Genomic DNA, 22,009 nt, shown 5'->3' on the forward strand with positions numbered 1-22,009 from the left:
TCGAGGGGGTCAACCTCGGTGTGCGATCGTCACCCTCCGGGCATCAATACCAAACTAGGCCTTTACTCTTCCATTTAATATACTTTGCAGTATACTTATGCGAGGTCAGCGCCGGCACAGCCGGACCGGCCTTCTAGGCGCGCCGGCCCTCATGAGCGGAGTCAATGTTGCATTTCTCGATGTTGCCCCCAGAGGTTAATTCGGCACAGATGTTGGAAGGACCCGGGGCTGATCCGATCCTGGAAGCGGCCGCGGCTTGGAACGGCATCAGCACCGAGTTAAGCTCCGCAGCAAGTAAATTCAGCTCGGTAACTTCGGACTTGGCGATCGAAATTTGGCGGGGTCCGTCTTCGATCTCGATGAAAGAAGCGGCCGCCCCGTACAAGAGTTGGTTGGATTCGGCAGCCATCCAAGCGGAGCAGTCAGCGAACCAGGCCAGGGCAGCCGCCGCCGCCTTTGAAAATGCCCTTGGGGCAATAGTGCACCCTGAACTAGTGTCGGCCAACCGGGGCCAACTCGCCTCGCTGGTGCGCTCAAACCTATTCGGACAGAACGCTCCCGCGATCGCCGCGGCCGAAGCGGCCTACGAGCAAATGTGGGCACAGGACGTGAGCGTGATAGCCGGCTACCACATCCGGGCGTCGGCGGCCGTCGCCCAGTTAGGTTCTTGGCAAAGCCCTCTCGAAATCCTCCACGGGCTAACAGGCCAGAACGTCAAGGCCATCGCCGGCGCAGCGGGCGCTGTGCAGCAGGGGTTTCGGCAGCTGGCCAGGCCAGCGGCCACCGCTACGAACGCATTCGTCGACAGAGTCGCTACCTATCTTTTCGGGTCTCCGGCCACTCCCCCGGTCCCGGCCACATTAAATCCGACGTTCGTCGGGGCACCGTCGCTGGCGAACAGAATCGAAGTCGCACAGTTGTGGGCGGCCAAGACTGTCATCACCGGCGTCTTCGGACTCGACCTCACCACCCAGATCGCGCCGGTGTTTAGCAGCAATCCGGTGCTGTCGGCGTTGGTATCGCCGTTCGTCAGCAACACCGCGCCAAGGTATTTGACGTTCCTGTTCGGAGAAACGGTGCAGCAGACAACATATGACGGGATGACCGTCGTCCAGATCACGCCCGCTCATCCATCCGGCCACTATGTGGTCGCCGTGCACGGTGGCGGCTTTGTCGTTGGTCCGACGATCTTCCATTGGCTCGATTACGCACAAATGGCTCATCAGACCGGCGCAACCATTGAGGTGCCGATCTACCCGTTGATCCAACAAGGAGGAACCGCCGGCACAGTTGTACCCGAAATGGCTGGGCTCATTTCGATGGAGATCGCCGAGCACGGTGCCTCCAACGTAAGCGTGTACGGCGATTCCGCAGGCGGCAACATTGTCATGGCGGCAGTCGAATACCTGGTAGCCAACAATGAAACGGTGCCAGCGTCGATGGTTCTACTGTCTCCAGTACTAAACATGGCTTTGAACAATCCAAACATTGCGTTCGTGCACGATCCCCTGCTCAATGTCGGGAACGGGATCGGAGCGCCGGTCGGCGAGGAGTGGGCAGGCAATCTCCCCATGACCGACCCTCTGGTGAGTCCACTGTATGGATCCCTCAAAGGTCTCCCGCCGACCTATGTCTACACGGGTTCGTTGGATTCAATGGGACCCGACGTGGTCGTGCTCGACCAAGAAGCCGCAACCCTGGGAGCCCCGATCAGCTTCGTACTACATTCCGGCGAAATCCACGACTGGGTTCTGCTAAGCCCAGACGGCGGCCGCTACCTCTCGCAAATTTATAAGGAACTCGGGATCTAACTGCGGCTTGAACCGCGCGGTCTTCGCGGTTTCCTGAACGCGCACGCGCCGCATGCAGGGCGCCGGGCAGGTCGTCGTCAACGCCTACGAGGCTGCCCACGTGGAGTTGCCGTTCGACGGTTTTTGAAATCCTCGGCTATGGCAAAGGCAAAGATGGTGAGGGCCACGCCAGGTCCTCGGTTGCGAAGACGGCGGAGTTAAGTTCATAATGATAGCTATAATAGAGAGGGAAGAGCGAGTTGGATCGCGAAACGTATCAGCGGGGTCTTGAAGTCCGCTCCGCGGTGTTGGGTGAGGCCTACGTCAACAAAGCCTTGGCCGACGCCGACGACTTCTCCAAGCCGCTGCAGGATTTGGTCACCGAGTACTGCTGGGGCGCGGTGTGGGGCCGCGAGGAGCTGCCGCGCAAGACGCGCAGCATGCTCAACCTGGCGATGATTCCGATCCTCAACCGCCCCAACGAATTACGCACCCACATCAAAGCGGCGTTGACGAACGGCGTCACCCGCGACGAAATTCGCGAGATCTTCCTACAGGTGGCCATCTATGCTGGCGTGCCTACGGCGGTCGACAGTTTCCGCCTGGCTCGTGAAGTGTTCGCCGAACTCGACGAGCGCTAGGCGGATCACCGTGGAGATCGGATTTATTGGCCTGGGCAACATGGGTTTTCCCATGGCACGGCGCCTCGTCCAGGGCGATCACCAGGTCGTCGTGTTCGACACGCGCGCCGAAGCGGTCGAGCGCATGGTCGCCCTCGGGGCGCAGTCCGCGGCGTCGTCCAAAGAAGTCGCCGATCGCGTCGAAACGGTCATGGTCAGCCTGCCGACGCCGCAGGTGTCGCTAGAGGTGGCAACCGGGGCCGGCGGCGTGATCGAGGGGTCGCGGGTCAAGCGCTACGTCGACCTATCCACCGTCGGCAGCCAGATGGCGGTGCGAATCCATGACCTTCTTGCCCAGCGGAACATCACCCGAATCGACTGCCCGGTCAGCGGCGGGGCCGGCGGAGCGGAAAAGGGAGCGCTCGCGGTGATGGCGTCCGGCCCACGCGACGAATTCGACCGGGTCCGCAGCGCACTCGAGCAGTTGGGCCGGCCATTCTTCATCGGCGAACAGCCCGGTTCCGCGCAGACGATGAAGCTCGCCAACAACATCCTGGCGGCCAACGTCCTGGCGGCGACGTCGGAGGTCGTCGTGATGGGCGTCAAGGCCGGGTTGGACCCCGGCGTGATGATCGAGGTCCTCAACGCCGGCTCGGGCGGCACGAGCGCCAGCCGCGACAAGTTCCCGCGGGCAATCCTGCCGCGCAGTTTCGATTACGGGTTCGCCACCGGATTGATGGTCAAGGATGTGCACCTCTACCTCGACGAAGCCAAGGCGCTCGGGGTTCCCATCGACGTCGCCGAAACGATCAGCCGACTCTGGGACATCGCCGCGCGCGACGAAGGCCCCGATTCCGATTTCACGTCGGTGATCAAGCCGCTGGAAAAGGCCGCGGGGGTGGTCGTGGGTGCCAATGCCCAACCCCGGGGCAATCTGCAGTCCAGCGGCAGCGGCGCCACCGACAAGTAGGAGAATGTTATTATACTTATCGAAGAAGACAATTATTCAAAATGCTTAAAAGTTGGTTTCTACCAGGGCAGATTGCTAACCGAAACGCTTACCGCAATTCGATTGATGGACCGTCGATGAGAATGTTAGATTATCTATCATATGAGCCCGTGGGGCTGGCTTTGGCTACCGCAACCGAAGGGTGGCTGTCGTGATCGAACACGCTGACGGAACCCGCACGCCCGTCATCGACGCGAGCGTGCACATCTTCTTCGGGTCCAACAAGGACCTGCGGTCCACGCTGCGTGAGCCGTTCAAGAGCCGCGGTTTCCCCGACTATGAGATGGACTGGTACGGAGCACCGGGCGGCGAGTACGCACCCGGGACCGAGGGGCCGGACCGCCAGTACCCGGGTTCGGACCCGGAATTCGTTGCCCAGGAACTGTTTTCGAAACGCGGGGTCGACGTGGCGGTCCTGCACCCGATGGGCCGCGGCATCATGCCGGACCGGCATCTGGGCAGCGCGCTGCACGCCGCGCACAACGAGATGATGGTGTCACGCTGGCTCGAGCACGAGCAGTTCGGCGACCGATTCCGCGGCACCATCCGGATCAATCCCGACGACATCCCCGGCGCGCTGCGGGAGATCGAGAAGTGGCGCGCACACCCACGCGTGGTCCAGATCGGCGTTCCGCTGCAATCCCGCGAGCTCTACGGCAAGCCGCAGTTTTGGCCGCTGTGGGAGGCCGCGATGGACGCAGGCCTCCCGGTGGCCGCGCACATCGAAGTTGGCAACGGGATCATGTTTCCGCCGACGCCGTCCGGGAACACCCGCACCTACGAGCAATACGTCAGCTTCATGGCGCTCAACTACATCTATCACCAGATGAACATGATCGCCGAAGGAGTGTTCGAGCGGTTCGACGGCCTGAAATTCGTCTGGGCCGACGGAGCAGCGGATTTCATCACGCCGTTCATCTGGCGGATGGACACGTTCGGCCGCCCGCACCTGGAGCAGACGCCGTGGGCGCCGCGCATCCCGAGTGACTACCTGCCGGAGCACGTGTATTTCGTCCAGGGCAGCCTCGACGGTCCCGGAGACGTCGAGTTCGCGGGCGAATGGTTCGGCTTCACCGGCAAGCAAGACATGGTGATGTTCGGTTCCAGCTATCCGCACTGGCAGTTCGGCGATGTCACGAAGCTGCCTCGGGCGCTGTCGGCCGAACAGCGCGAAAAAATTTGCTGGCGCAACGCGGCGCAGCTGTATGGCATAGACATCCCCGCCGGCGTGGGCGCACAGTAGAAGTAACACGGCAGACTGAGGAGATTCAGATGACGTTGACCCATTCGCAGGAGCGGGTTCCCGCTGCCGAGCGCATAGCCGTCCGGTGCGTCGACTCGGATGTCCACCCGGCGCCCAAACGCGGCGAGCTGGTCCCCTACATCCCCGAGCCGTGGCGCAGCAAATACTTCGCCAACCGTAAGGTCGGTGAGCTGATCTACTACGACGCTCCCGACTACGCGCACAGCTATGCGATGCGCGTCGATTCCTTCCCGGCCAACGGCGAATTCCCCTGCAGTGACCCGGATATGGCATTCCGCCAGCTGATCATGGAGGCGGGCTCCGACATCGCGATCCTGGAGCCTGCCGCCTACCCCACCCGCCTGCCCGAGGCGCAGCACGCGATGTCGTGCGCGTTGAACGACTGGCAGGCCAATCACTGGCTGGACAGCCACAACAACTGGCACGAACGGTGGCGCGGTTCGATCTGCCTGGCCATCGAGGAGCCCGAAGCATCCGTGCGCGAAATCGAGCGCTGGGCCGGGCACCCCTTCATGGCGCAGATCCTGATCAAGGCGGAGCCGAAGCCGTCGTGGGGGCACCCCAAGTACGACCCGATCTGGGCGGCCGCCACCAAGCACGACATCACGGTCAGCTGCCACCTGTCGCGCAGCCAGTACGACGAGCTACCGATCCCGCCCGTCGGATTCCCGAGCTACAACCACGACTTCATGGTGACCTACTCGCTGCTGGCCGCCAATCAGGTGATGAGCCTGATCTTCGACGGCGTCTTCGACCGCTTCCCGACGCTGCGGATCGTGTTCGTCGAGCACGCATTCAGCTGGATCTTGCCGCTGATGTGGCGGATGGATGCGATCTACGAAGCCCGCAAGTCGTGGGTGGACATCAAGCGCAAGCCATCCGACTACGTCAAGGACCACATCAAGTTCACCACCCAGCCGCTGGACTACCCGGAAGACAAGACCGAGCTGACCCGTGCCCTGGAATGGATGGAATGCGAGAAGATCCTGCTGTTCTCGTCGGACTATCCGCACTGGACGTTCGACGACCCGCGCTGGCTGGTCAAGCACCTGCCCAAGCACGCCCGGGATGCGGTGATGTACAAGAACGGCATCGCGACCTATCACCTGCCCGAGACCGTTCCGGTTCTCGAGGGCCAAGTTCGGGTGCTCTGAGTTGAGCGAAGAAGTTAAGCGGCCCGAGCCACGTCTCGCCCAGGGCCGCGAGCATGTTGTTGCGACGGTGGACGAAATCCCGCCGGGCAAGCACAAACTGGTGCCGATCGGACGTCACGGCGTCGGCGTCTACAACGTCAACGGCAGCTTCTACGCGATCGCGAATTACTGCCCCCACCAGGGCGGTCCGCTGTGCTCAGGGCGGGCCAGAGGACGCACGATCGTCGACGAGACCGCCCCCGGTGACTCGGTCATGGTGCGCGACCTGGAATACATTTATTGTCCTTGGCACCAATGGGGTTTCGAGCTGGCCACGGGTACCACCGCGGTCAAGCCCGAATGGAGTATCCGTACCTATCCGGTGCGCGTCGTCGGCAACGACGTTCTGGTGCAGGCCTAAACACAGGAGGATCGCGTGCCTTCAATTGAGATCAACGGGGGAAATGTCGTCTACGAAATCCTCGGTGACTCAGGTGATCTCATTGCCCTGACGCCGGGCGGCCGGTTCAGCAAGGAAATCGAGGGGTTGCGCCCGCTGGCCGACGCGCTGGCCGCCGGCGGCTACCGCGTGCTGCTGTGGGATCGGCCCAATTGCGGTGCCTCCGACGTTCAGTTCTACGGGCAAAGCGAATCGCACATGCGCGCCGAGACCTTGCACAAGCTGGTCACCGGGCTGGGTTTCGAGCGCTGCATCCTCGCCGGGGGATCAGGTGGGGCAAGGGATTCCATGCTGACCACGATGCTCTACCCCGAGATGGTCACCAAGCTGGTGGTGTGGAACATCGTCGGCGGCATCTACGGCACCTTCGTGCTCGGCTCCTTCTACATCGTGCCCAGCATTCTCGCGGTGCGCGGTACCGGCATGGACGGCGTGATCAACGTGACCGAGTGGAAAGAGCGCATCGCCGAGAACCCGGCCAACAAGCAGCGGTTCCTCGACTTCGACTCCGACGAGTTCCTCAAGGTCATGCTGCGCTGGCTGAACGCGTTCGTTTCCAAGCCGGGACAGACGATTCCGGGTGTCGAGGACGAGATGTTCGACCGGATCAAGGTTCCTACGTTGATCATTCGCGGCGGCGAGAACGACATGGATCACCCCAAACGGACATCGCTGGAAGTCAGCTGCCTGATCAAGGGCTCGAAGCTCATCGACCCGCCCTGGCCCGAGGACGCGTGGGAGCGGGCGTCCGAAGACCGCGCGGCGGGCCGGGTCAAGCACTTCAACATGTTCGACACCTGGGTGCAGGCGGCGCCCGCGATCCTCGACTTCCTGGGGAGCTGATGCGTTTATACCGTGCGAATGTGGACCTCGCAGTTGAGCGAGGCCTCCAACGCCGTGTGGACCCGGCTTTCCGGAATGTGCTTCAGGTCGTCTTCCCGCAGCGTCACGTGGACGATGTCGTAGCCGTCATCTCCCGGCGATCGGGTGATCTCGCCGGTGAGCCCGAACGCGGACAGCACCCCGTGGGCGTCGTCGTCGGTTCCCCTGCTGACAAAGGTGACCACGCCGGGCACCGGTGTGGTGCTGAAAGCCTTGGCGCACAGGTCGATTGCGGTCCGCTTCGCCGCGTCGGCATCGTCGGCGGCGATGAGCACCTCGACCTCGCGGCGCCCCGCCGTGTTGTCGACGACGCCGGCGCCTGCCTCGCCCACGAGCCCGAGGAGCAGCTCCATGCCCTCTGCTAATTGCGCGGGCGTGAGCGTGCTTGTCGGGTCGACATTGACACGCACCACCGCAGTCCGCATGCCTGCCAGCCTAACGATGACGAAATAGCCCATGGAAACCACTCAAGCTTCGACTATCCGGATCGCCACCTCGCCCGGATGCGAACCCAGGATGCTGGACGAGCACCACGCGCAAGGACGCGAGGAGCTCGCGGCGTATCGCGCGCTCGACGGTTATCAGCCACTCTCCGGCGCTGACGAACTGTTGACCGAGGTCGACGCCAGCGGACTGGTCGGCCGCGGCGGTGCCGCCTTCCCACTCGCGGTGAAGCTGCGCGCGGTCCGAGAGAACGGCCGGATCGCCGGGGGCACCACCGTCATCGCCAATGGCGAAGAGGGAGAGCCGGCTTCGATCAAGGACCGTTGGCTGCTGCGCAACCGGCCGCACCTGATTTTGGACGGACTGCGGTTGGCCGCGGCGGTCGTCGAAGCCAAGCACGTCTACGTCTACGTGTCCGACGCGGACGCGGCGCGCAGCATCGAGGCCGCGCTGAGCGAACTCGATGCCCTCCCGCTTGGCGGGGTCACCGTCGAGGTCCGCATGGTGGAGCCGGGATACGTGGCCGGTGAAGAGACCGCGGCGGTGCGCGCGCTCAACGGCGGCCCGGCCAAGCCGACCGATAAGCCGCCCCGCCCGTTCGAAGAAGGCGTCGGCGGGCTGCCCACCCTGGTGAGCAACGTCGAAACCCTGGCCAATCTGCCTTACCTGCAACGCCACGGCGCCGCGGCGTTCCGCTCGCAGGGCACATCGCTGTCGCCGGGCACGTTCCTTGCGACCATCACCGGAGCCGGTCGACCCCCTGTTCTCTACGAGCTTCCGCACGGCTTGCCGTTCACCGAACTGCTTGCCCTGCACGGTGTTTCGTCCGGCGAGGTCCGGGGCGCGCTGATGGGCGGCTACTTCGCCGGGCTGCTCAACGAGCGGGTCCTGCGGACCACCCTGGACCATGAGACCTTCCGCGGACTCGGCAGCGGCCTGGGCTGCGGGGCCATTTCGGTGCTCACCGACGACTGCCCCGTCGCGGTCGCGGCGTCGGTGCTGGCCTACTTCGACCGGGAAAACGCCGGCCAGTGCGGCTCGTGTTTCAACGGGACGGCGGCGATGGCCGCCGTGGCCGGGGCGCTACGCGACAACGTGGCAACGACCGAGGACCTGGACCGGTTGCGCCGCTGGTCGGTGGTGCTGCGTGGGCGCGGCGCCTGCGCGACACTGGACGCCGCCACCAACGTCGCGGCGACCCTGCTCGACCAGTTCCCGGACGAGGTGAGGCGCCATCTCGGCGGCAGCTGCCGATCCTGCGCCACCGGCGCGTTCCGCGCAGACCGTCCCTACCAGGCCGAGCCGCTGAGGTCAGCATGAAAATTCGTCTCGACCGCACCGTTTGCGACGGCTTCGGCCTGTGCGCCAAGCACGCCCCAAGTTACTTCTCGCTGGACGACTGGGGATACGCCTCTCTGACCGGCGACGGCACGGTGGCCGACGAAGACCGCGACGCCGTCATGCGGGCGTTGCTGGACTGCCCGGTCCACGCCATCACCGTCCGCGGTGAGCGCATACCCCAAGCCGCACACCCGTTTTCGGCGAGCGCCGAAGATCCGGCCGAGAACCTGAACACCGAGTCCAGCGAAGCCGAGTGGGGCTTCACCCGTTGAGCCGTCGTGCAACTCACCTTTGACACCGAGGTAGAGGCCTTCCGCGCGGAGTTCGTCGGCTTTCTGGCCGAACACCTTCCGACCGAGGCGCAGGCCGCCGAGCGGCCCTCATCGACGTCGGGCGTACCGGAATGGTCGCGCCGCTGGCAGCGACTCCAGTTCGACCATGGCTGGCTGCTGCCCGGCAACCCACCCGAATTCGGCGGGCGCAACGCCAACATCCTGCAGCAGTTCGTGCACCGCGAGGAGCTGTCGCGGCGCCGGATCTATCACTGCTTTAATCCCCAGGGCGTCGGCATCATCGCGGCGTCGCTGCTGTCCTTCGGGACCGACGAACAGAAGCGGCGCTGGGCCGTGCCGATCCTGCGCGCAGAGATGACCGCGTCACTGGGCATGAGCGAACCCGACGCCGGCTCCGATCTGGCCGGGCTGCGGACCACCGCCGAGCTGGTCGGTGATCACTTCGTGGTCAACGGGCAGAAGGTCTGGACCTCCGGCGCTCACGACGCCGACGTCCTGCTCACCTTCGTGCGCACCGACTCAACTGTCCCCAAGCACAAGGGAATCAGCGCGCTGCTCATCCGCACCGATACGCCCGGGGTGGTGTGTCGGCCCTTCGCCTCGGTGTACGACCGCGACGATCTCGACTTCAACGAGGTGTTCTTCACCGACGTGCACGTACCCGCGGAAAACCTAGTCGGGCCGCTCCACGGGGGGTGGCAGGTCGCCAACGGCTCGCTCGGCCACGAACGCACCCTGATGTGGATGGCGTTCGCCAACCGGCTCGAGCAGCTGCTCGAGGACTACCGGCCGGCGGACGAGGTGAATCGAGACCACTACGCCACCATCGTGATGGACTACTACGCGCTGCGCCTGCTTGGCTCGGCCGCGCTGGGCCGGGCGTCCCGCGGCGACGTCGATGTCGCGGGCTTATCGGTGCTCAAGGTCCTCGGCTCGGAAGCCGAACAAAGCGCACTCAGACACGCCCTGGACGCGGCGGGACTCGACGGCCTGCGAGACCACGCGCTGACCGCCCCGTACAACCCTTATGCGCCAAACCTTTTCACCGCCAGCTGGTTCGCCCGCTACAACAGCAGCTACGCCGGCACGATCGCGGGCGGCACCTCCGAGATTCAGCGCAACATCATCGCGCAGCGAGTGCTCGGCCTACCCTCACGCTGATTACCACCGATTTACAACGCGGGGCACAGCGACGACAGAAACGCTAAAGTCCGGCGCCGCGATTCGCTGCGTTGCGTTGCGTCCTTGCCCAGCGGGACGATTCGCGCCGCGAGATCGGTGACACCCGCGTCGCGGTAGCGGCGCAGCCGGGCCAGGATGGCCGACTCGTCGCCCGCCGCCATGGTGTCGCCGACATCCTCGGCGTCACCGTGCTCGAGCAGGCGCACATAGTTCGGCGAGAAGTCCGCGTGCCCGAGAACCTCGCTGGCGTATTCGCGGGCCACGTCCGCCTCGCTATTCGAGCACAGGGCGACGGGAACACCGGCGACGATGCGCGGCGCGGGCCGGCCGGCCTGGGTGGCCGCCGCGGTGATCCGCGGGACGACATGGTCGCCGATCGCCCGCTCGTCCGCCATCCAGAGAATGGTGCCGCCGGCCCGCTCGCCCGCGAGCCGCAGCATTGCCGGGCCCAAGGCGGACAACAAGATTGGCATGTCGACGGCGTCGGTGACATCCACCGGCGAGTGCACGCGGTAGCTGCCGTTGTCGACGTCGACGGTGCCCGGTCCGGCGAACGACGCGCGCAGCACCTCGAGGTAGTCGCCGAGCAGTCGCGCGGGGCGATCGTAGGGCAGTCCGAGTTGGCCGTCGACGATCCAATGATGCGACGGGCCGATACCGAGCGTGAACCGCCCGCCGCAGGCGGCCTGCGTGGTGAGCGCTTGTTGGGCCATGATGAGCGGATGGCGGGTCTGGATCGGGACCACCGCCGTGCCGATTTCGATGCGCCCGGTGGCCTGCCCGATCAGCGTCACGGCGGTCATCGCGTCCAGGTAGCCGGGAACCTGCGGCATCCAAAAGGCGGTGAAGCCCGCGGTTTCGGCCGCGGCACCGTCGGCGATCAGCCCGCTCAGACGGTCGGCACGCGCGCGCTCCTTGTCGGAGCCCACCATCAAACCGACCCGCATGCGGCCCCCTCCCTACGGCACATACCGGTCCCATTCATACGGCACCACGGCGAAAAACGGTGCGGCAAAGAGCGCTTCGATGCCGGACTCGGCCCAGCGGGCCGCCAGCACCGGCCGCAGTCGTTCCGCGACGGCGATCGGGTCGTCGTCAAGGAAGCAATACGTGATCGACTGATTCGGTTGCGCGCTGGCCAAATTGGCGTCGACCTCCCGCGATAGCCCGGACCAGACGCCGGCCACGCCCTCGACTCGGGCTAGCGGGGCCAGCGCCGCCGGTCCCCGTTCGACCAGCAGGTATGCGCCCCGCACGGGTAGCCAGGGCAGGACGTCGGATCCGACCTTGACGCCGGGCGCGACGGCCTTGCTTTGCACCTCGTACACGCCGCGCTCCACCGGCGGCAGCAGGGGGAGTTTGCGGCCGGCGTCGCCCAGGGCAGTGGACAACTCGTTAAACCCGGTCAGGCCGGCCTGGTCGGTGAAGAAGTACGTCATCACGTGATCGACCGCGTCCAACGGCCCACCGCTGACCGCGCGCGGAGCGACAGGCCGGCGTGGACACCAACCGCAGCGAGGCGCGCACCGCGGCGAGCCGGTGTTGCTCCGGACGGTGGTCCAGCGTGTGCCAACGCAGGTAGTCGGCGTCGGTTCCGTCGGGATGGCGGGTCGCCATGGATACGAACAGAGTGGTGATCTCGCCGCGCCCGGCGGCGAGGATCTCGGCGACCTCGTCGGACGGCGTGCCGGGAAGTTCCATCACGGCCGCCGCAGTGAAAGTTCGGGGTGCCGGGCTTCGATCATCCGTCGAAAGCCCTCGCGCCAGGGCACTTTCGTGGGGCCGAGGACCTCGTGCATGTGGGTGACGTCCGGCCACAGCGGGGTGTGCGCCCTGGGCGTGTATTCGAATATCGGCTCGACACCGACCAATTCACCCATGAACGTGCAGTAGTCCTCGACGCTGACCGTCTCGCTGCCGGCCCAGTTCACCACGACCGGCGGCGTCGCGGCGACCTCCATGGCGCGGATGCCAAGGTTCACGTAGTCATCCTCGTAGATGGGGTTGTAGTTGTTCGGTTTGTCGGGGTGCAGCCGAATTGGCTTGCCCGCCAACATCATCTCCAGACGATCGGCGGGCGCTCCGCCCTCCGGCCCGTAGGTGGAACAGATTCGGATGATCGTCAGCGGAATCCGATGGCGCTTGGCGATCCACGTGCACACCGCCTCGGCCGCGACCTTGGAGATGCTGTAGTTCGCCCGCAACGGGACACCCGGCGGATCGGACTCGGTCAACGGGCGCTGGCCCTGGTAGGCGTAGATCGAGCCGGTTGAGCAGAAGACGAAACCCTTAGCGGATCGGCTGTGATAGAGCAGCTCGCCAGACATCTGCGCATTGGTTTCGACGCAACGACTCCAATCGTTCACGCCGGTGTCCACGGCCGCGTGGAAGACGTACGTGAAATCGTCGGGCAGAGCTGAGAAGTCGCCCGCGCTGACGTCGAGCGCGACCGGCGTGATGCCGGCGTCGGCAAGCCTCTGCCGGGCGGCGGGATCCTTCAACCGCGCGGCGCCCCAAACCTCGTTCTTGGCCGCCAGTGCCCGCGCAATGGGAAACGCAATCTTGCCCGTCGCCCCCGTGATCAGGATCTTCTCTGCCTCGAGCAACCAGCACTCCGATCATGACGTCAACCCGGAATCCAAATGTAAAGTACTTGATATCGCGCGCGGAGCATAGCTCCATAGACTCAGGCCAGCCAAGATCGGGATGGTCCCACTGGGAGGCCTGCCATGAAGTGGTTTGTTCGTCGCCTAGCGGTCGCATTCGTGTCGACGGCAGCGGTGCTGGTCGCGGCGCCGGGAGTCAGCTGGGCGGGTTGCGATGCCAACATGTCCTTCAACTGGGCGACCAACGAATGCAAACCGCCGCCGCCGATGCCGGCGTGGTATGCCCCGCCGCCGGCGTATGCGCCGTCATTTGCCGGGCAGGACATCCCGCCGCCTCCGCCGCCCAAGCCGTGGTGGTCACCTTACGCACCGATGTGGAGTGTGGGCTTTCACCAGTGGGGCGCCTATTTCACCGGCACGTGGGTGCCGTACTGACGTTTTGGCCCGATATGGCCTCGATAAGGCCTGCAACACGGTGATAACGTGATTCTCCGATTCGTATAACGGTCCTACCGTCGGAGGTCACGTGTCAGCAGCACCGGGACGACCGCTGCCCCTGATCACGCAGGAAAACGAATTCTTTTGGACGTCGGGCGCCGACGGGAAGCTGCGGTTCCAGGAATGTAGGGCCTGCGCCGCGCTGATCCATCCGCCGGCGCCGGTGTGCCGCTACTGCCGATCCCGCGACATCGGCGTGCGGGCCGTCTCGGGTCGGGCGACGCTGGCCGGGTTCACCGTCAACGAGCGGTTCAGCCTGCCGGGAATGCCGGCACCGTACGTGATCGCGCAGGTCGCGATCGAGGAAGACCCACGGGTCCGGCTGACCACGAACATCGTCGATGCCGAGCCCGATCAGCTCGAACTCGGCCAACAGGTGGAGGTGGTCTTCGAACACGCCGAGGACGTCTGGCTGCCGCTGTTCCGCGTGATCCCGAAAAACGAGGCCGCCGAGCCCGGTCCGCTGCCGGTCGACGAGATCGCGCCCGAACGCTTCGCCGAACACGTCCGGCCCATGCTCACCACCGAGAAGTTCGAGGACAAGGTCGCGCTGACCGGGATCGGCATGTCACCGATCGGGCGCCGGCTCATGGAGTTGCCGCTGTCGCTGACAATTCAGGCCTGCGAGGCGGCCATCGCCGACGCCGGCCTGACGTACGCCGACATCGATGGCCTGTCGACCTACCCCGGCGCGATCAACGTCGGCGGCTTCGGGGAAGGCGGGACCACGGCCCTGGAGGCCGCATTGGGCATCCGGCCGACGTGGCACAACGGCGCGATGGAGACGTTCGGCCCGGGCGGTTCGGTGATCGCCGCGATGCTCGCGGTCGCCGGCGGCCTGGCCCGGCACGTGCTGTGCTTCCGGACGCTGTGGGAAGCCACCCACGGTGAGCTGATGAAGCAGGGCAAGATCATGCCATCGATGGGCCGGATGACGGGCTGGCAGATGCCGTTCGGCGCCACCTCGGCGGCGCACACCTTGGCGATGAACGCGCAGCGGCACTTTCACCGTTACGGCACCACCAAGGAAACGCTGGGCTGGATCGCGCTGAACCAGCGCGCCAACGCCGAGCTCAACCCGACCGCCGTCTACCGTTCCCCGATGACGATGGACGACTATCTGACCGCGCGGCCCATCACCACGCCGTTCGGCCTCTACGACTGCGACGTGCCGTGTGACGGCGCGATCGCGGTCATCGTGTCCGCCGTCGAGGCCGCCCGAGACCTGGCCAAGCCGCCGGTCCTGGTCGAGGCGGTGGGAACGCAGATCATCGAGCGACTCGATTGGGACCAAAGCACTTTGACGCACGAGCCGCAGGTGCTGGGTCAGGCGGCGCACGTGTGGACACGCACCTCGCTGCGGCCCGTCGACGTCGACGTCGCCGAGCTCTACGACGGTTTTTCCTTCAACTGCCTGTCCTGGATCGAGGCACTGGGATTCTGCGGCATCGGCGAGGCCAAGGACTTTTTGGACGGCGGCAAGAACATCGCCCGTGACGGCCTGCTGCCGCTGAACACGCACGGCGGCCAGCTGTCGCATGGCCGCACGCACGGCATGGGTTTGCTGCACGAAGCGGTCAGCCAGCTGCGCGGTGAGGCCGGCGACCGCCAAGTCGCCGGCGCCCGCGTCGGGGTAGTCAGCAGCGGTGGCCTGACCCCCAGCGGTGTGCTGTTGCTGCGGGCCGACACATGACACCTCCCCGCCCCAGGATCGTGATCGTCGACGGCGTGCCGATGTCGGCGATGGTCTCGGAAGCGCCCGACCCTCGGGCGGTGATTCTGGCGATCCACGGCGGCGGGACCAGCGCCGTCTATTTCGACTGTCCGGGCCACCCGTCGTCGTCGCTGCTGCGGACCGGCGCGGCCGCCGGATTCGCGGTGGTGGCGCTCGACCGGCCCGGATACGGCAGCTCGGCGCCGTACCCGGACGCCATGGCCACGCCCGAGCAGCGGGTCAACCTCGCGTATGGGGCCGTGGACCGCATCCTCGGCGAGCGATCGCGCGGCGCCGGTTTGTTCGTGATGGGCCATTCGGGCGGCTGCGAACTCACCATGCGGATGGCCGCCGACGAGCGGGGCGCCGACCTGCTCGGCATCGAGCTGGCCGGCACGGGCCGCCACTACCACCACGCCACCCGTGAGATTTTGAAGACGGCCACCAGAGAACGCCGGCCGGCGGGCATCTACGAGATGCTGTGGACGCCCGAGCGGCTCTATCCGCCCGAGGTTCTCAACGGGTCCACCATTTCCCCGTCGGCCCCGTCCTACGAGGACCAGATGGTGTCGGACTGGGCCCGGCAAACCTTCCCGGCGCTGGCCCCCGCCATCCGGGTGCCGGTGCAGTTCAGCATCGCGGAGTACGAAAAGGTCTGGCAGACAGACGATTCCGCGGTGGCAGAGATCACCGGACTGTTCTCCGGCTCGCCGCGGTTCACCGTCAACCGACAGCCGGAGGCCGGACACAACATCAGCCTCGGATACAGCGCGCCCGACTACCACCGCAAGGTCTTGGCGTTCGTGGACGAATGCGCCGCCGGGCTGCCGGAGGCGCCCTCGACGACCGAAGAGGCCGGTTGATGCGTATCGGATTCATCGCGGATTGGGCAGCCGGTGCGGAGGACTCGGCCGCTTACGGCGCTTTCTGTGTCGCCATCGACCGTCTACCGTTAGCATTACAGTCAAGCCTTCAGCTGTAACGGTTACAGCCCGCGACTCTTCAGCCAGGAGTATGCAATGACCACCTCGAAGATCGTCTTCGATCCGTTCGGCATGGATTTTTGGAACGGCGCCTGGGACACGTACCGGCGCATGCAGGAGGAAGCGCCGGTCTACTACAACGAGCAGTACGACTTCTACGCGCTCACTCGGCACGCCGACGTGGCGGCGGGTCTGAAGGATTTTGAAACGTACTCGTCGGCCTACGGCATCGACCTGTCGATGGTGCGCTCGGGGCAGCGGCCGCCGCAGTCGATCATCTTCATGGACCCTCCCGACCATCGCCACATGCGCAGCCTGCTCAACAAGGTCTTCACCCCCCGCGCCATCCAGTCCCAGCGGGAGATGGTCGTCGAGAAAGTCGACAAGTACCTCAGCAAGGTCAACCCCGACGGCTTTGATGCGGTGCAGGAGTTCTCCGGCCCGTTCCCCGTCGAGGTCATCACCACGATGTTGGGGGTGCCGGAGGAGCACGCGCAGAAGGTGCGGCACTGGATCGACGTGTCGCTGACCCGCGAGCCCGGGCAGGTCGAAGTCGGCGAAGAGGGCATGCAAGCCAACATCAACACGGCGATGTTGTACTACGACCTGGTCAAGGAGCGCCGCGACGACCCGCGCGACGACCTGTTCACCAGGCTGATGGAGGCCGAGATCGAACGCGAGGACGGCCAGACCACCAAGCTCGACGACATGGAAATCACCGGGTTCGCAACGCTATTGGGCGGCGCCGGCGCCGAGACCGTCACCAAACTGGTCGGCAATGCGCCGGTGGTGTTCTCCCGCTTCCCCGAGCAGTGGCAGAAGCTTCTCGACGACCGCAGCAAAATTCCCGCGGCCGTCGAAGAACTGCTGCGCTACGAGGCGCCCTCGCAATATCAGGTCCGCCGCTCGATGAAAGACGTCGAGCTGCACGGCGTCACGATCCCGGCCGGCAAGCCGATTTTCCTCATCAACGGCGCAGCCAACCGCGACCCCGAGGCGTGGACGGATCCCGACAAGTTCGACGTCGATCGCGATCGCACTGAAGCGCAGAACATGGGATTCGGCTACGGGATTCACAGTTGCCTGGGGGCCGCGCTGGCCCGCATGGAGGCCGCGATCGCGCTGGAGAAGCTGCTTGATTTCATGCCCAGGTTCGAGGTGGACTGGGAGGGTTGCAAACGCGTCCAAATGCAAAACGTGATGGGCTGGCAGAACGTGCCGGTGAAGGTGCTGAGATGAGAATTGAAGTCGATTGGGATCTGTGCGAAAGCAACGGAGTGTGCATGGGCATCATCCCCGAGGTCTTCCATCTGGGGGACGACGACATGCTAACGGTGCTGCAGCCAGAGGTGACGCCGGAGAACGAAGCTTTGGTGCGTGAAGCGGTCCGGCAATGCCCCCGGCAGGCGATTTCCATCAAGGAGTAGTCCCCGCGAGCGTCTGCTCGGGAAAGTCAGAAGCCGGAGAGGATGACGGCGTTGCAATCGGCGGCCGCCTGCCGCAGTTTCGCCGCCGCTTGGTAAGCCTCGGACTCGTACCACGCGCGGGCGGCATCGACCGATTCGAATTCGAGCACGACGGTCTGGTCGCCGTGCCACGTGCCTTCGAGGACCTTGGGGTCGGTATCCACCGCGAGGACCTTGACTCCGCCCATGGCCGACCCCGCCGCCTTGCCGTAGGCCTTCATGCCCTCCGGATCCTTGATGGCCTCGGTGAGGATGACATATCCCTTTGGCACTCGAAACTCCTTATTTTCCAGGGGTTTTCCAGGATTGCTGATCAGGTCTCGCTGATGGCCTGCTCGGGGCAGCACTGGATGGCTTCGTGCGCGTCGGCCTCCAATTCCGTTGGCACATCGGAATCTATGGCCACCGCATATCCGTCGTCGGTCAGGCTGAACACATCGGCGCACAGCGTGACACACACACCATGACCACGACAACGCGAATCGTCGACCCAGACTTTCATGCCAGCGTGAACTCCAGGTGCAATTCGGTCAGGCCGCGCAAAATATAGGTCGGAACATATTGGTAGCGGCGGTCATTGGCCGGGCCGTGCATACGCTCGTCGATGCGGATGTCGGAGGTCCGGTCGAGCAGCCGCTCGATCGCCACCCGGGTCTCGGCGCGCGCCAACGGCGCGCCGGGGCAGCTGTGGATCCCGCGTCCGAACGAGATGTGCTGCCGCGCGTTTTTGCGGCCCGGGTCGAATGTGGCAGGGTCTTCGAACCGGCGCGGATCGCGGTTCGCGGCCGCCTGCACGATCATCACGGTGGTGCCGGCCGGCAGGTCCACACCACCGACATTGACCGGCACCCGGTTCATCCGGAAGTCCCCCTTGACCGGGCTCTCATAGCGCAACGACTCCTCGATGAAGTTGGGGATCAGGCTGCGGTCTTTACGTAATTGCGCCTGAATGTCGGGCCGCTCCCCCAGCGTCTGCAGCGAAGCGCCGAGCAGCCGCACGGTGGTTTCCTGGCCCGCTGAGAAGACATTGGCCGCAACGCGCGCCACGTCTTCGACTTCGGGAATGGTGCCGTCCGGGAAGGTGGCGCTCGCAAGGCCGGTCAACACGTCGTCGCGAGGCGCAGTGCGACGGTCGCGGACGTAGTCGGAGAACAGACCGTAAAGGAATTCGAGCGGGCTGTGCGCCAGCGATTCCTTGCCGGTTCCCCCGATTCCGCCGCCCGCGTGTTCGGCGATGCCCTTGACGAACTTGTCGCGATCCTCCATCGGCACACCCAGCAGGTCGGCGATCACCAGCAGCGTGAACGGGCCGGAGAAGCCCTTGATCCATTCGCCGTGGCCGGGCGCCAGGAAATCGTCGAGGGCCTGGTCGGCCAGCGCCCACATGGCGTCCTCGTTCTCCTTGAGGCGCTTGGGCGTGATCAGCCGCATCAGCAACGAGCGGTGGTCGGTGTGGGTCGGCGGATCGAGCGTGGGCAGCTGATCGCTGAACGGCAGCTCGTCACGATGCTCTTTGATCAGCTCGGTGATGTCAGAGTCCCCCAGGCCTTCCAGGGATACCGGAAAGCCGGGGAACGGCCCGGTCACCGAGATGCATGACGACCACGTCTCGGCGTCGTTCAGCACGGCGCAGGCTTCGTCCCAGCCCGTCACCATGGTCACGCCATGGTGCGCTTCTTTTGTCACGGGGCATTGCTGCCGCAGCGACTCGTAGTAGGGGTAGGGGTCCTCGATGAGCTCTTTGCCGCGAAAAAAGTCCATCTTGGAGAAGTCGTTCGCCATCGTGCTCCGTTTCGAATCTCAGCAGTGAGAATGATCCTCTCAGAGATGAGTATTAGATTTCCACACGGCATGATCTCCGTCAACGACGGCTGCCGTGAGCGGGTCGCTAGCCGGCGGGAATCAAATCGGCTGCTACCGAGGGCCACGCCAGCAGCCCGCTGCGGAATGTTTCGGTGTGACCGACCGAACTCTGCGGTACCTCGCCGACGTTAAAGACGGCGGCCAGCGCCTGGGCTTTGAAGGTCTGCGCGGCCGTGCTCAGCCGGTGCTGTACCAGGCCAACGCTGTCATCGAGCTCGGACGGCCAGGTCTCTCCCCACAGCGTGACCTCGGTGACGCCCTGATCAAGGGCCCGCAGAACTCCTTGCCGCACCCGCGCGTCGCATCCGAACAGATCGGCCGCGGCCGCGAGCGCTTGGGGCCGGGGGCCGTTGTCGGCCCCGGAATCGATGGTGGCCAGGGCCTCTTCCAAGTCGAGCGTCCGCGCACCGAGGATCTTCAACGGCCGATCATCGGGGTGGTCGACGAGGAGAACCGTGACATCCCATCCCGCCATCGCACGGTCGAAGAGCCACCCGCCGGCGAACCGCACCACGTCGGCGACGTCGGCGGCCACGACGTGCAGCCGATACCTCATGTCTGGGTTGTCTGGGACCTCGGGGACGTCAGGGACGTCTGGGCGTTGTGGCTTGGCGGTGCGAAGTCGCGCGCCAGCGCCTCGGCGTACTCCTTGAACACCTCTGTCAGGGGTATCGACGGGTCGAGCAACCATATTGTTTCCATTCCGTGGACGAAGGCGAGAATTTCGACCGCCTTGACGGCGGGGTTCAGGTCGGCGCGGTACTGACCGGCGGCCTGACCGCGGCGGATGGCCGCGGCGACGATGTCGATCGCATCCCGGTGCCTGGCCAGCAGGCGGTCGTGCAGCGGAGCCTCCGGAAGGATGTTCTCCGCCAGCAGCACGGTGAACGTGCCGATCAGTTCGGGCGCGCGGTCGAAACGATCGGCCACCTGAGCGATCTCGCCGAACAGATCGCCGCCCCGGTCGGCATGGGTCTCGTCGTCGAAGTCACGTGCGTCGAGCACGGCGTGCAGCAACTGCTCCTTGGATTCGAAGTGGTGCAGCAATCCCGCGGGAGTAACCCCGGCTTCGCCGGCGATCTGGGCCAGTGTGGTGTTGCGCCAGCCATTTCGCGTCAGGAGCCGCTGCGCCACCGCGAGGATCCGTTGCTTGCGGTCCTCGCCCTTGGCGAGAAGCGCGTCGTACGGCCGTGCGGCGGGCACCTGACTCCATTCGGCAAAACTAACCAACTGAACACACAGTAGGTTGGTTTCCCGGCCGCGGCAAGGTCGTCGTTGCCAGGCGGGCGGCCGCGCGGGCCGCGCGGGCTAAGTGACGAGTTCGACCACCGTGGCGTTGGCGGTTCCGCCGCCTTCGCACATGGTCTGCAGCCCGTAACGAATGCCGTGGTCACGCATGTGGTGGACCATGCGCGTCATCAGCACCGCACCGGAGGCGCCGAGCGGGTGGCCGAGCGCGATCGCGCCGCCGAGCGGGTTCATCCGCTGCCGGTCGGCCCCGGTTTCGGCGAGCCAGGCCAGCGGCACCGGCGCGAAGGCTTCGTTCACCTCGAAGACGCCGACTTCGGATAACGCGATCCCGGCCTTGGCCAGAACCTTCTCGGTCGCCGGGATCGGTCCGGTCAGCATCAGCACCGGGTCCGCGCCGGTGACCGCGCCGGCCCGGTACCTCACCAGCGGGGTCAGCCCGAGTTGGAGCGCCATCTCCGCCGTGGTCACCAGCAGCGCGGCCGCGCCGTCGGAGATTTGCGAGGAGTTGCCCGCGTGGATCACCCCGTCCTCGGTGAACGCCGGCTTCAGCCCGGCCAGCTTCTCGACGCTGGTCCCGCGGCGCACGCCCTCGTCGGCGGTCACGATATCGCCGTCGTCGACAAAGACCGGGACGATCTGGTCGGTGAAGGCGCCGCCGTCCTGGGCCGCGGCGGCCAGCTCGTGCGACGACGCGGAGTATTCGTCGAGCTGCGTCCGCGAGAAGCCCCACTTCTTGGCGATCATCTCCGCCGACAACCCCTGGTTGAACGAGAAGTCGTCGTAGCGGGCAAGGACCTTGGGCCCGTAGGGCATTCCCGTCGCCCTGGCCGTACCGAGTGGCACCCGGCTCATCACCTCGACACCGCCGGCCACGACGACGTCCTGTTGCCCCGACATCACCGCCTGCACCGCGAAATCGAGGGCCTGCTGGCTGGACCCGCACGCCCGATTCACGGTGGTCCCCGGGATGCTCTCCGGCCAGCCGGCGGCCAGCACCGCATAGCGTCCGATGTTGCTGGACTGGTCGCCCACTTGGGAGACGCAACCCCAAATCACGTCGTCGACCACTGCCGGATCGACACCGGTGCGCTCCAGGAGCTCGTTGAGGACGACCGCGGACAGATCGGCGGCGTGCATGCCGGACAACCCGCCGTTCCGCTTCCCCACCGGCGTCCGCACCGCCCCAACAATGACCGTTTCACGCATATCT

At 65.4% G+C, this 22,009-nt stretch carries 24 protein-coding genes and 1 pseudogene; 15 read left to right on the forward strand and 10 right to left on the reverse strand.

Features of this window, described 5'->3' with window-relative positions; all coding sequences use genetic code 11:
• The first annotated feature begins 179 nt into the window (after nucleotides 1-179).
• The 7 genes from G6N66_RS22795 to G6N66_RS22825 all read left to right on the forward strand — a co-directional run bounded on the left by G6N66_RS22795 (nucleotide 180) and on the right by G6N66_RS22825 (nucleotide 7,119).
• Nucleotides 180-1,811, forward strand: coding sequence for a PPE family protein (locus tag G6N66_RS22795; protein WP_085234842.1), 1,632 nt, complete (start codon nucleotides 180-182; stop codon nucleotides 1,809-1,811).
• Nucleotides 1,812-2,050: 239 nt separating this feature from the next.
• Entirely contained in the window at nucleotides 2,051-2,431 is a 381-nt protein-coding gene (locus G6N66_RS22800; RefSeq protein ID WP_085234584.1) for a carboxymuconolactone decarboxylase family protein, read from the forward strand.
• A 10-nt stretch (nucleotides 2,432-2,441) separates the two neighbouring features.
• On the forward strand, nucleotides 2,442-3,380 hold the full coding sequence (locus G6N66_RS22805) for an NAD(P)-dependent oxidoreductase (RefSeq protein WP_085234585.1): 939 nt from the start codon (nucleotides 2,442-2,444) through the stop codon (nucleotides 3,378-3,380).
• Between the two features lie 190 nt (nucleotides 3,381-3,570).
• Nucleotides 3,571-4,662 carry an amidohydrolase family protein gene (locus G6N66_RS22810; RefSeq protein WP_085234586.1) on the forward strand — a complete coding sequence of 364 codons (1,092 nt, stop codon included), beginning with the start codon at nucleotides 3,571-3,573 and terminating at the stop codon, nucleotides 4,660-4,662.
• Nucleotides 4,663-4,691: 29 nt separating this feature from the next.
• A complete protein-coding gene (locus tag G6N66_RS22815) occupies nucleotides 4,692-5,837 on the forward strand; it encodes an amidohydrolase family protein (RefSeq protein ID WP_085234587.1) in 1,146 nt (381 codons plus the stop codon).
• A 1-nt stretch (nucleotide 5,838) separates the two neighbouring features.
• Nucleotides 5,839-6,237 (forward strand): Rieske (2Fe-2S) protein, encoded by a 399-nt coding sequence (locus G6N66_RS22820; protein WP_085234588.1) that lies wholly within the window; start codon nucleotides 5,839-5,841, stop codon nucleotides 6,235-6,237.
• 15 nt (nucleotides 6,238-6,252) lie between these two features.
• Entirely contained in the window at nucleotides 6,253-7,119 is an 867-nt protein-coding gene (locus G6N66_RS22825) for an alpha/beta fold hydrolase (protein WP_085234589.1), read from the forward strand.
• Between the two features lie 5 nt (nucleotides 7,120-7,124).
• On the opposite strand, the gene G6N66_RS22830 is transcribed toward G6N66_RS22825, so the two are convergent.
• On the reverse strand, nucleotides 7,125-7,583 hold the full coding sequence (locus G6N66_RS22830; protein ID WP_085234843.1) for a hypothetical protein: 459 nt from the start codon (nucleotides 7,581-7,583) through the stop codon (nucleotides 7,125-7,127).
• Between the two features lie 31 nt (nucleotides 7,584-7,614).
• Between G6N66_RS22830 and G6N66_RS22835 the strand changes: the two genes are divergently transcribed.
• Genes G6N66_RS22835 through G6N66_RS22845 form a run of 3 tightly spaced genes read left to right on the forward strand, consistent with a single transcriptional unit; the run spans nucleotide 7,615 to nucleotide 10,397 of the window.
• The gene (locus tag G6N66_RS22835) at nucleotides 7,615-8,922 is read left to right on the forward strand and encodes an NADH-ubiquinone oxidoreductase-F iron-sulfur binding region domain-containing protein (protein WP_085234590.1); all 1,308 of its coding nucleotides are present in this window, start codon (nucleotides 7,615-7,617) and stop codon (nucleotides 8,920-8,922) included.
• The gene (locus G6N66_RS22840; RefSeq protein ID WP_085234591.1) at nucleotides 8,919-9,215 is read left to right on the forward strand and encodes a ferredoxin; all 297 of its coding nucleotides are present in this window, start codon (nucleotides 8,919-8,921) and stop codon (nucleotides 9,213-9,215) included. Before G6N66_RS22835 ends, G6N66_RS22840 begins: the two co-directional genes overlap by 4 nt.
• A gap of 6 nt (nucleotides 9,216-9,221) precedes the next feature.
• Nucleotides 9,222-10,397: an acyl-CoA dehydrogenase family protein gene (locus G6N66_RS22845; RefSeq protein WP_085234592.1), complete on the forward strand. Its 1,176-nt coding sequence runs from the start codon at nucleotides 9,222-9,224 to the stop codon at nucleotides 10,395-10,397.
• 11 nt (nucleotides 10,398-10,408) lie between these two features.
• Here the strand turns inward: G6N66_RS22845 and G6N66_RS22850 are convergent, their stop codons facing one another.
• From G6N66_RS22850 to G6N66_RS22860, 3 genes and pseudogenes are all read right to left on the reverse strand, one after another.
• A complete protein-coding gene (locus G6N66_RS22850; RefSeq protein WP_085234593.1) occupies nucleotides 10,409-11,365 on the reverse strand; it encodes an LLM class F420-dependent oxidoreductase in 957 nt (318 codons plus the stop codon).
• 12 nt (nucleotides 11,366-11,377) lie between these two features.
• Nucleotides 11,378-12,119, reverse strand: a pseudogene (locus tag G6N66_RS22855) (hypothetical protein).
• Nucleotides 12,119-13,024, reverse strand: coding sequence for an NAD-dependent epimerase/dehydratase family protein (locus tag G6N66_RS22860; protein WP_085234594.1), 906 nt, complete (start codon nucleotides 13,022-13,024; stop codon nucleotides 12,119-12,121). The pseudogene G6N66_RS22855 and the gene G6N66_RS22860 overlap by 1 nt, the downstream one beginning before the upstream one ends.
• A 123-nt stretch (nucleotides 13,025-13,147) precedes the next feature.
• Here G6N66_RS22860 and G6N66_RS22865 point away from each other — a divergent pair, with 123 nt between their 5' ends.
• The 5 genes from G6N66_RS22865 (at nucleotide 13,148) to G6N66_RS22885 (ending at nucleotide 17,646) form a co-directional block, all read left to right on the forward strand.
• Nucleotides 13,148-13,459: a hypothetical protein gene (locus G6N66_RS22865; protein ID WP_085234595.1), complete on the forward strand. Its 312-nt coding sequence runs from the start codon at nucleotides 13,148-13,150 to the stop codon at nucleotides 13,457-13,459.
• A 91-nt stretch (nucleotides 13,460-13,550) separates the two neighbouring features.
• Complete coding sequence (locus tag G6N66_RS22870) at nucleotides 13,551-15,215, forward strand: thiolase C-terminal domain-containing protein (protein ID WP_085234596.1); 1,665 nt, start codon at nucleotides 13,551-13,553, stop codon at nucleotides 15,213-15,215.
• Nucleotides 15,212-16,099 carry an alpha/beta hydrolase gene (locus G6N66_RS22875; RefSeq protein WP_179968308.1) on the forward strand — a complete coding sequence of 296 codons (888 nt, stop codon included), beginning with the start codon at nucleotides 15,212-15,214 and terminating at the stop codon, nucleotides 16,097-16,099. The genes G6N66_RS22870 and G6N66_RS22875 overlap by 4 nt, the downstream gene beginning before the upstream one ends.
• A gap of 156 nt (nucleotides 16,100-16,255) precedes the next feature.
• Nucleotides 16,256-17,458 carry a cytochrome P450 gene (locus G6N66_RS22880; RefSeq protein WP_085234597.1) on the forward strand — a complete coding sequence of 401 codons (1,203 nt, stop codon included), beginning with the start codon at nucleotides 16,256-16,258 and terminating at the stop codon, nucleotides 17,456-17,458.
• Nucleotides 17,455-17,646 carry a ferredoxin gene (locus tag G6N66_RS22885; protein WP_085234598.1) on the forward strand — a complete coding sequence of 64 codons (192 nt, stop codon included), beginning with the start codon at nucleotides 17,455-17,457 and terminating at the stop codon, nucleotides 17,644-17,646. Before G6N66_RS22880 ends, G6N66_RS22885 begins: the two co-directional genes overlap by 4 nt.
• Before the next feature lie 26 nt (nucleotides 17,647-17,672).
• On the opposite strand, the gene G6N66_RS22890 is transcribed toward G6N66_RS22885, so the two are convergent.
• The 6 genes from G6N66_RS22890 to G6N66_RS22915 form a co-directional block, all read right to left on the reverse strand.
• Nucleotides 17,673-17,957, reverse strand: a complete 285-nt coding sequence (locus tag G6N66_RS22890; RefSeq protein ID WP_085234599.1) for a DUF1330 domain-containing protein — start codon at nucleotides 17,955-17,957, stop codon at nucleotides 17,673-17,675.
• 41 nt (nucleotides 17,958-17,998) lie between these two features.
• Nucleotides 17,999-18,187 (reverse strand): ferredoxin, encoded by a 189-nt coding sequence (locus G6N66_RS22895; RefSeq protein ID WP_085234600.1) that lies wholly within the window; start codon nucleotides 18,185-18,187, stop codon nucleotides 17,999-18,001.
• Nucleotides 18,184-19,467, reverse strand: a complete 1,284-nt coding sequence (locus tag G6N66_RS22900) for a cytochrome P450 (protein WP_085234601.1) — start codon at nucleotides 19,465-19,467, stop codon at nucleotides 18,184-18,186. The genes G6N66_RS22895 and G6N66_RS22900 overlap by 4 nt, the downstream gene beginning before the upstream one ends.
• 106 nt (nucleotides 19,468-19,573) lie before the next feature.
• Nucleotides 19,574-20,104 carry a hypothetical protein gene (locus tag G6N66_RS22905; RefSeq protein WP_085234602.1) on the reverse strand — a complete coding sequence of 177 codons (531 nt, stop codon included), beginning with the start codon at nucleotides 20,102-20,104 and terminating at the stop codon, nucleotides 19,574-19,576.
• Nucleotides 20,101-20,751, reverse strand: coding sequence for a TetR/AcrR family transcriptional regulator (locus G6N66_RS22910; RefSeq protein ID WP_085234603.1), 651 nt, complete (start codon nucleotides 20,749-20,751; stop codon nucleotides 20,101-20,103). The genes G6N66_RS22905 and G6N66_RS22910 overlap by 4 nt, the downstream gene beginning before the upstream one ends.
• Before the next feature lie 105 nt (nucleotides 20,752-20,856).
• Entirely contained in the window at nucleotides 20,857-22,005 is a 1,149-nt protein-coding gene (locus G6N66_RS22915; RefSeq protein WP_085234604.1) for a thiolase family protein, read from the reverse strand.
• Nucleotides 22,006-22,009 lie beyond the last annotated feature (4 nt).

The organism is Mycobacterium conspicuum (assembly GCF_010730195.1).
Classification (GTDB): Bacteria; Actinomycetota; Actinomycetes; order Mycobacteriales; family Mycobacteriaceae; genus Mycobacterium; species Mycobacterium conspicuum.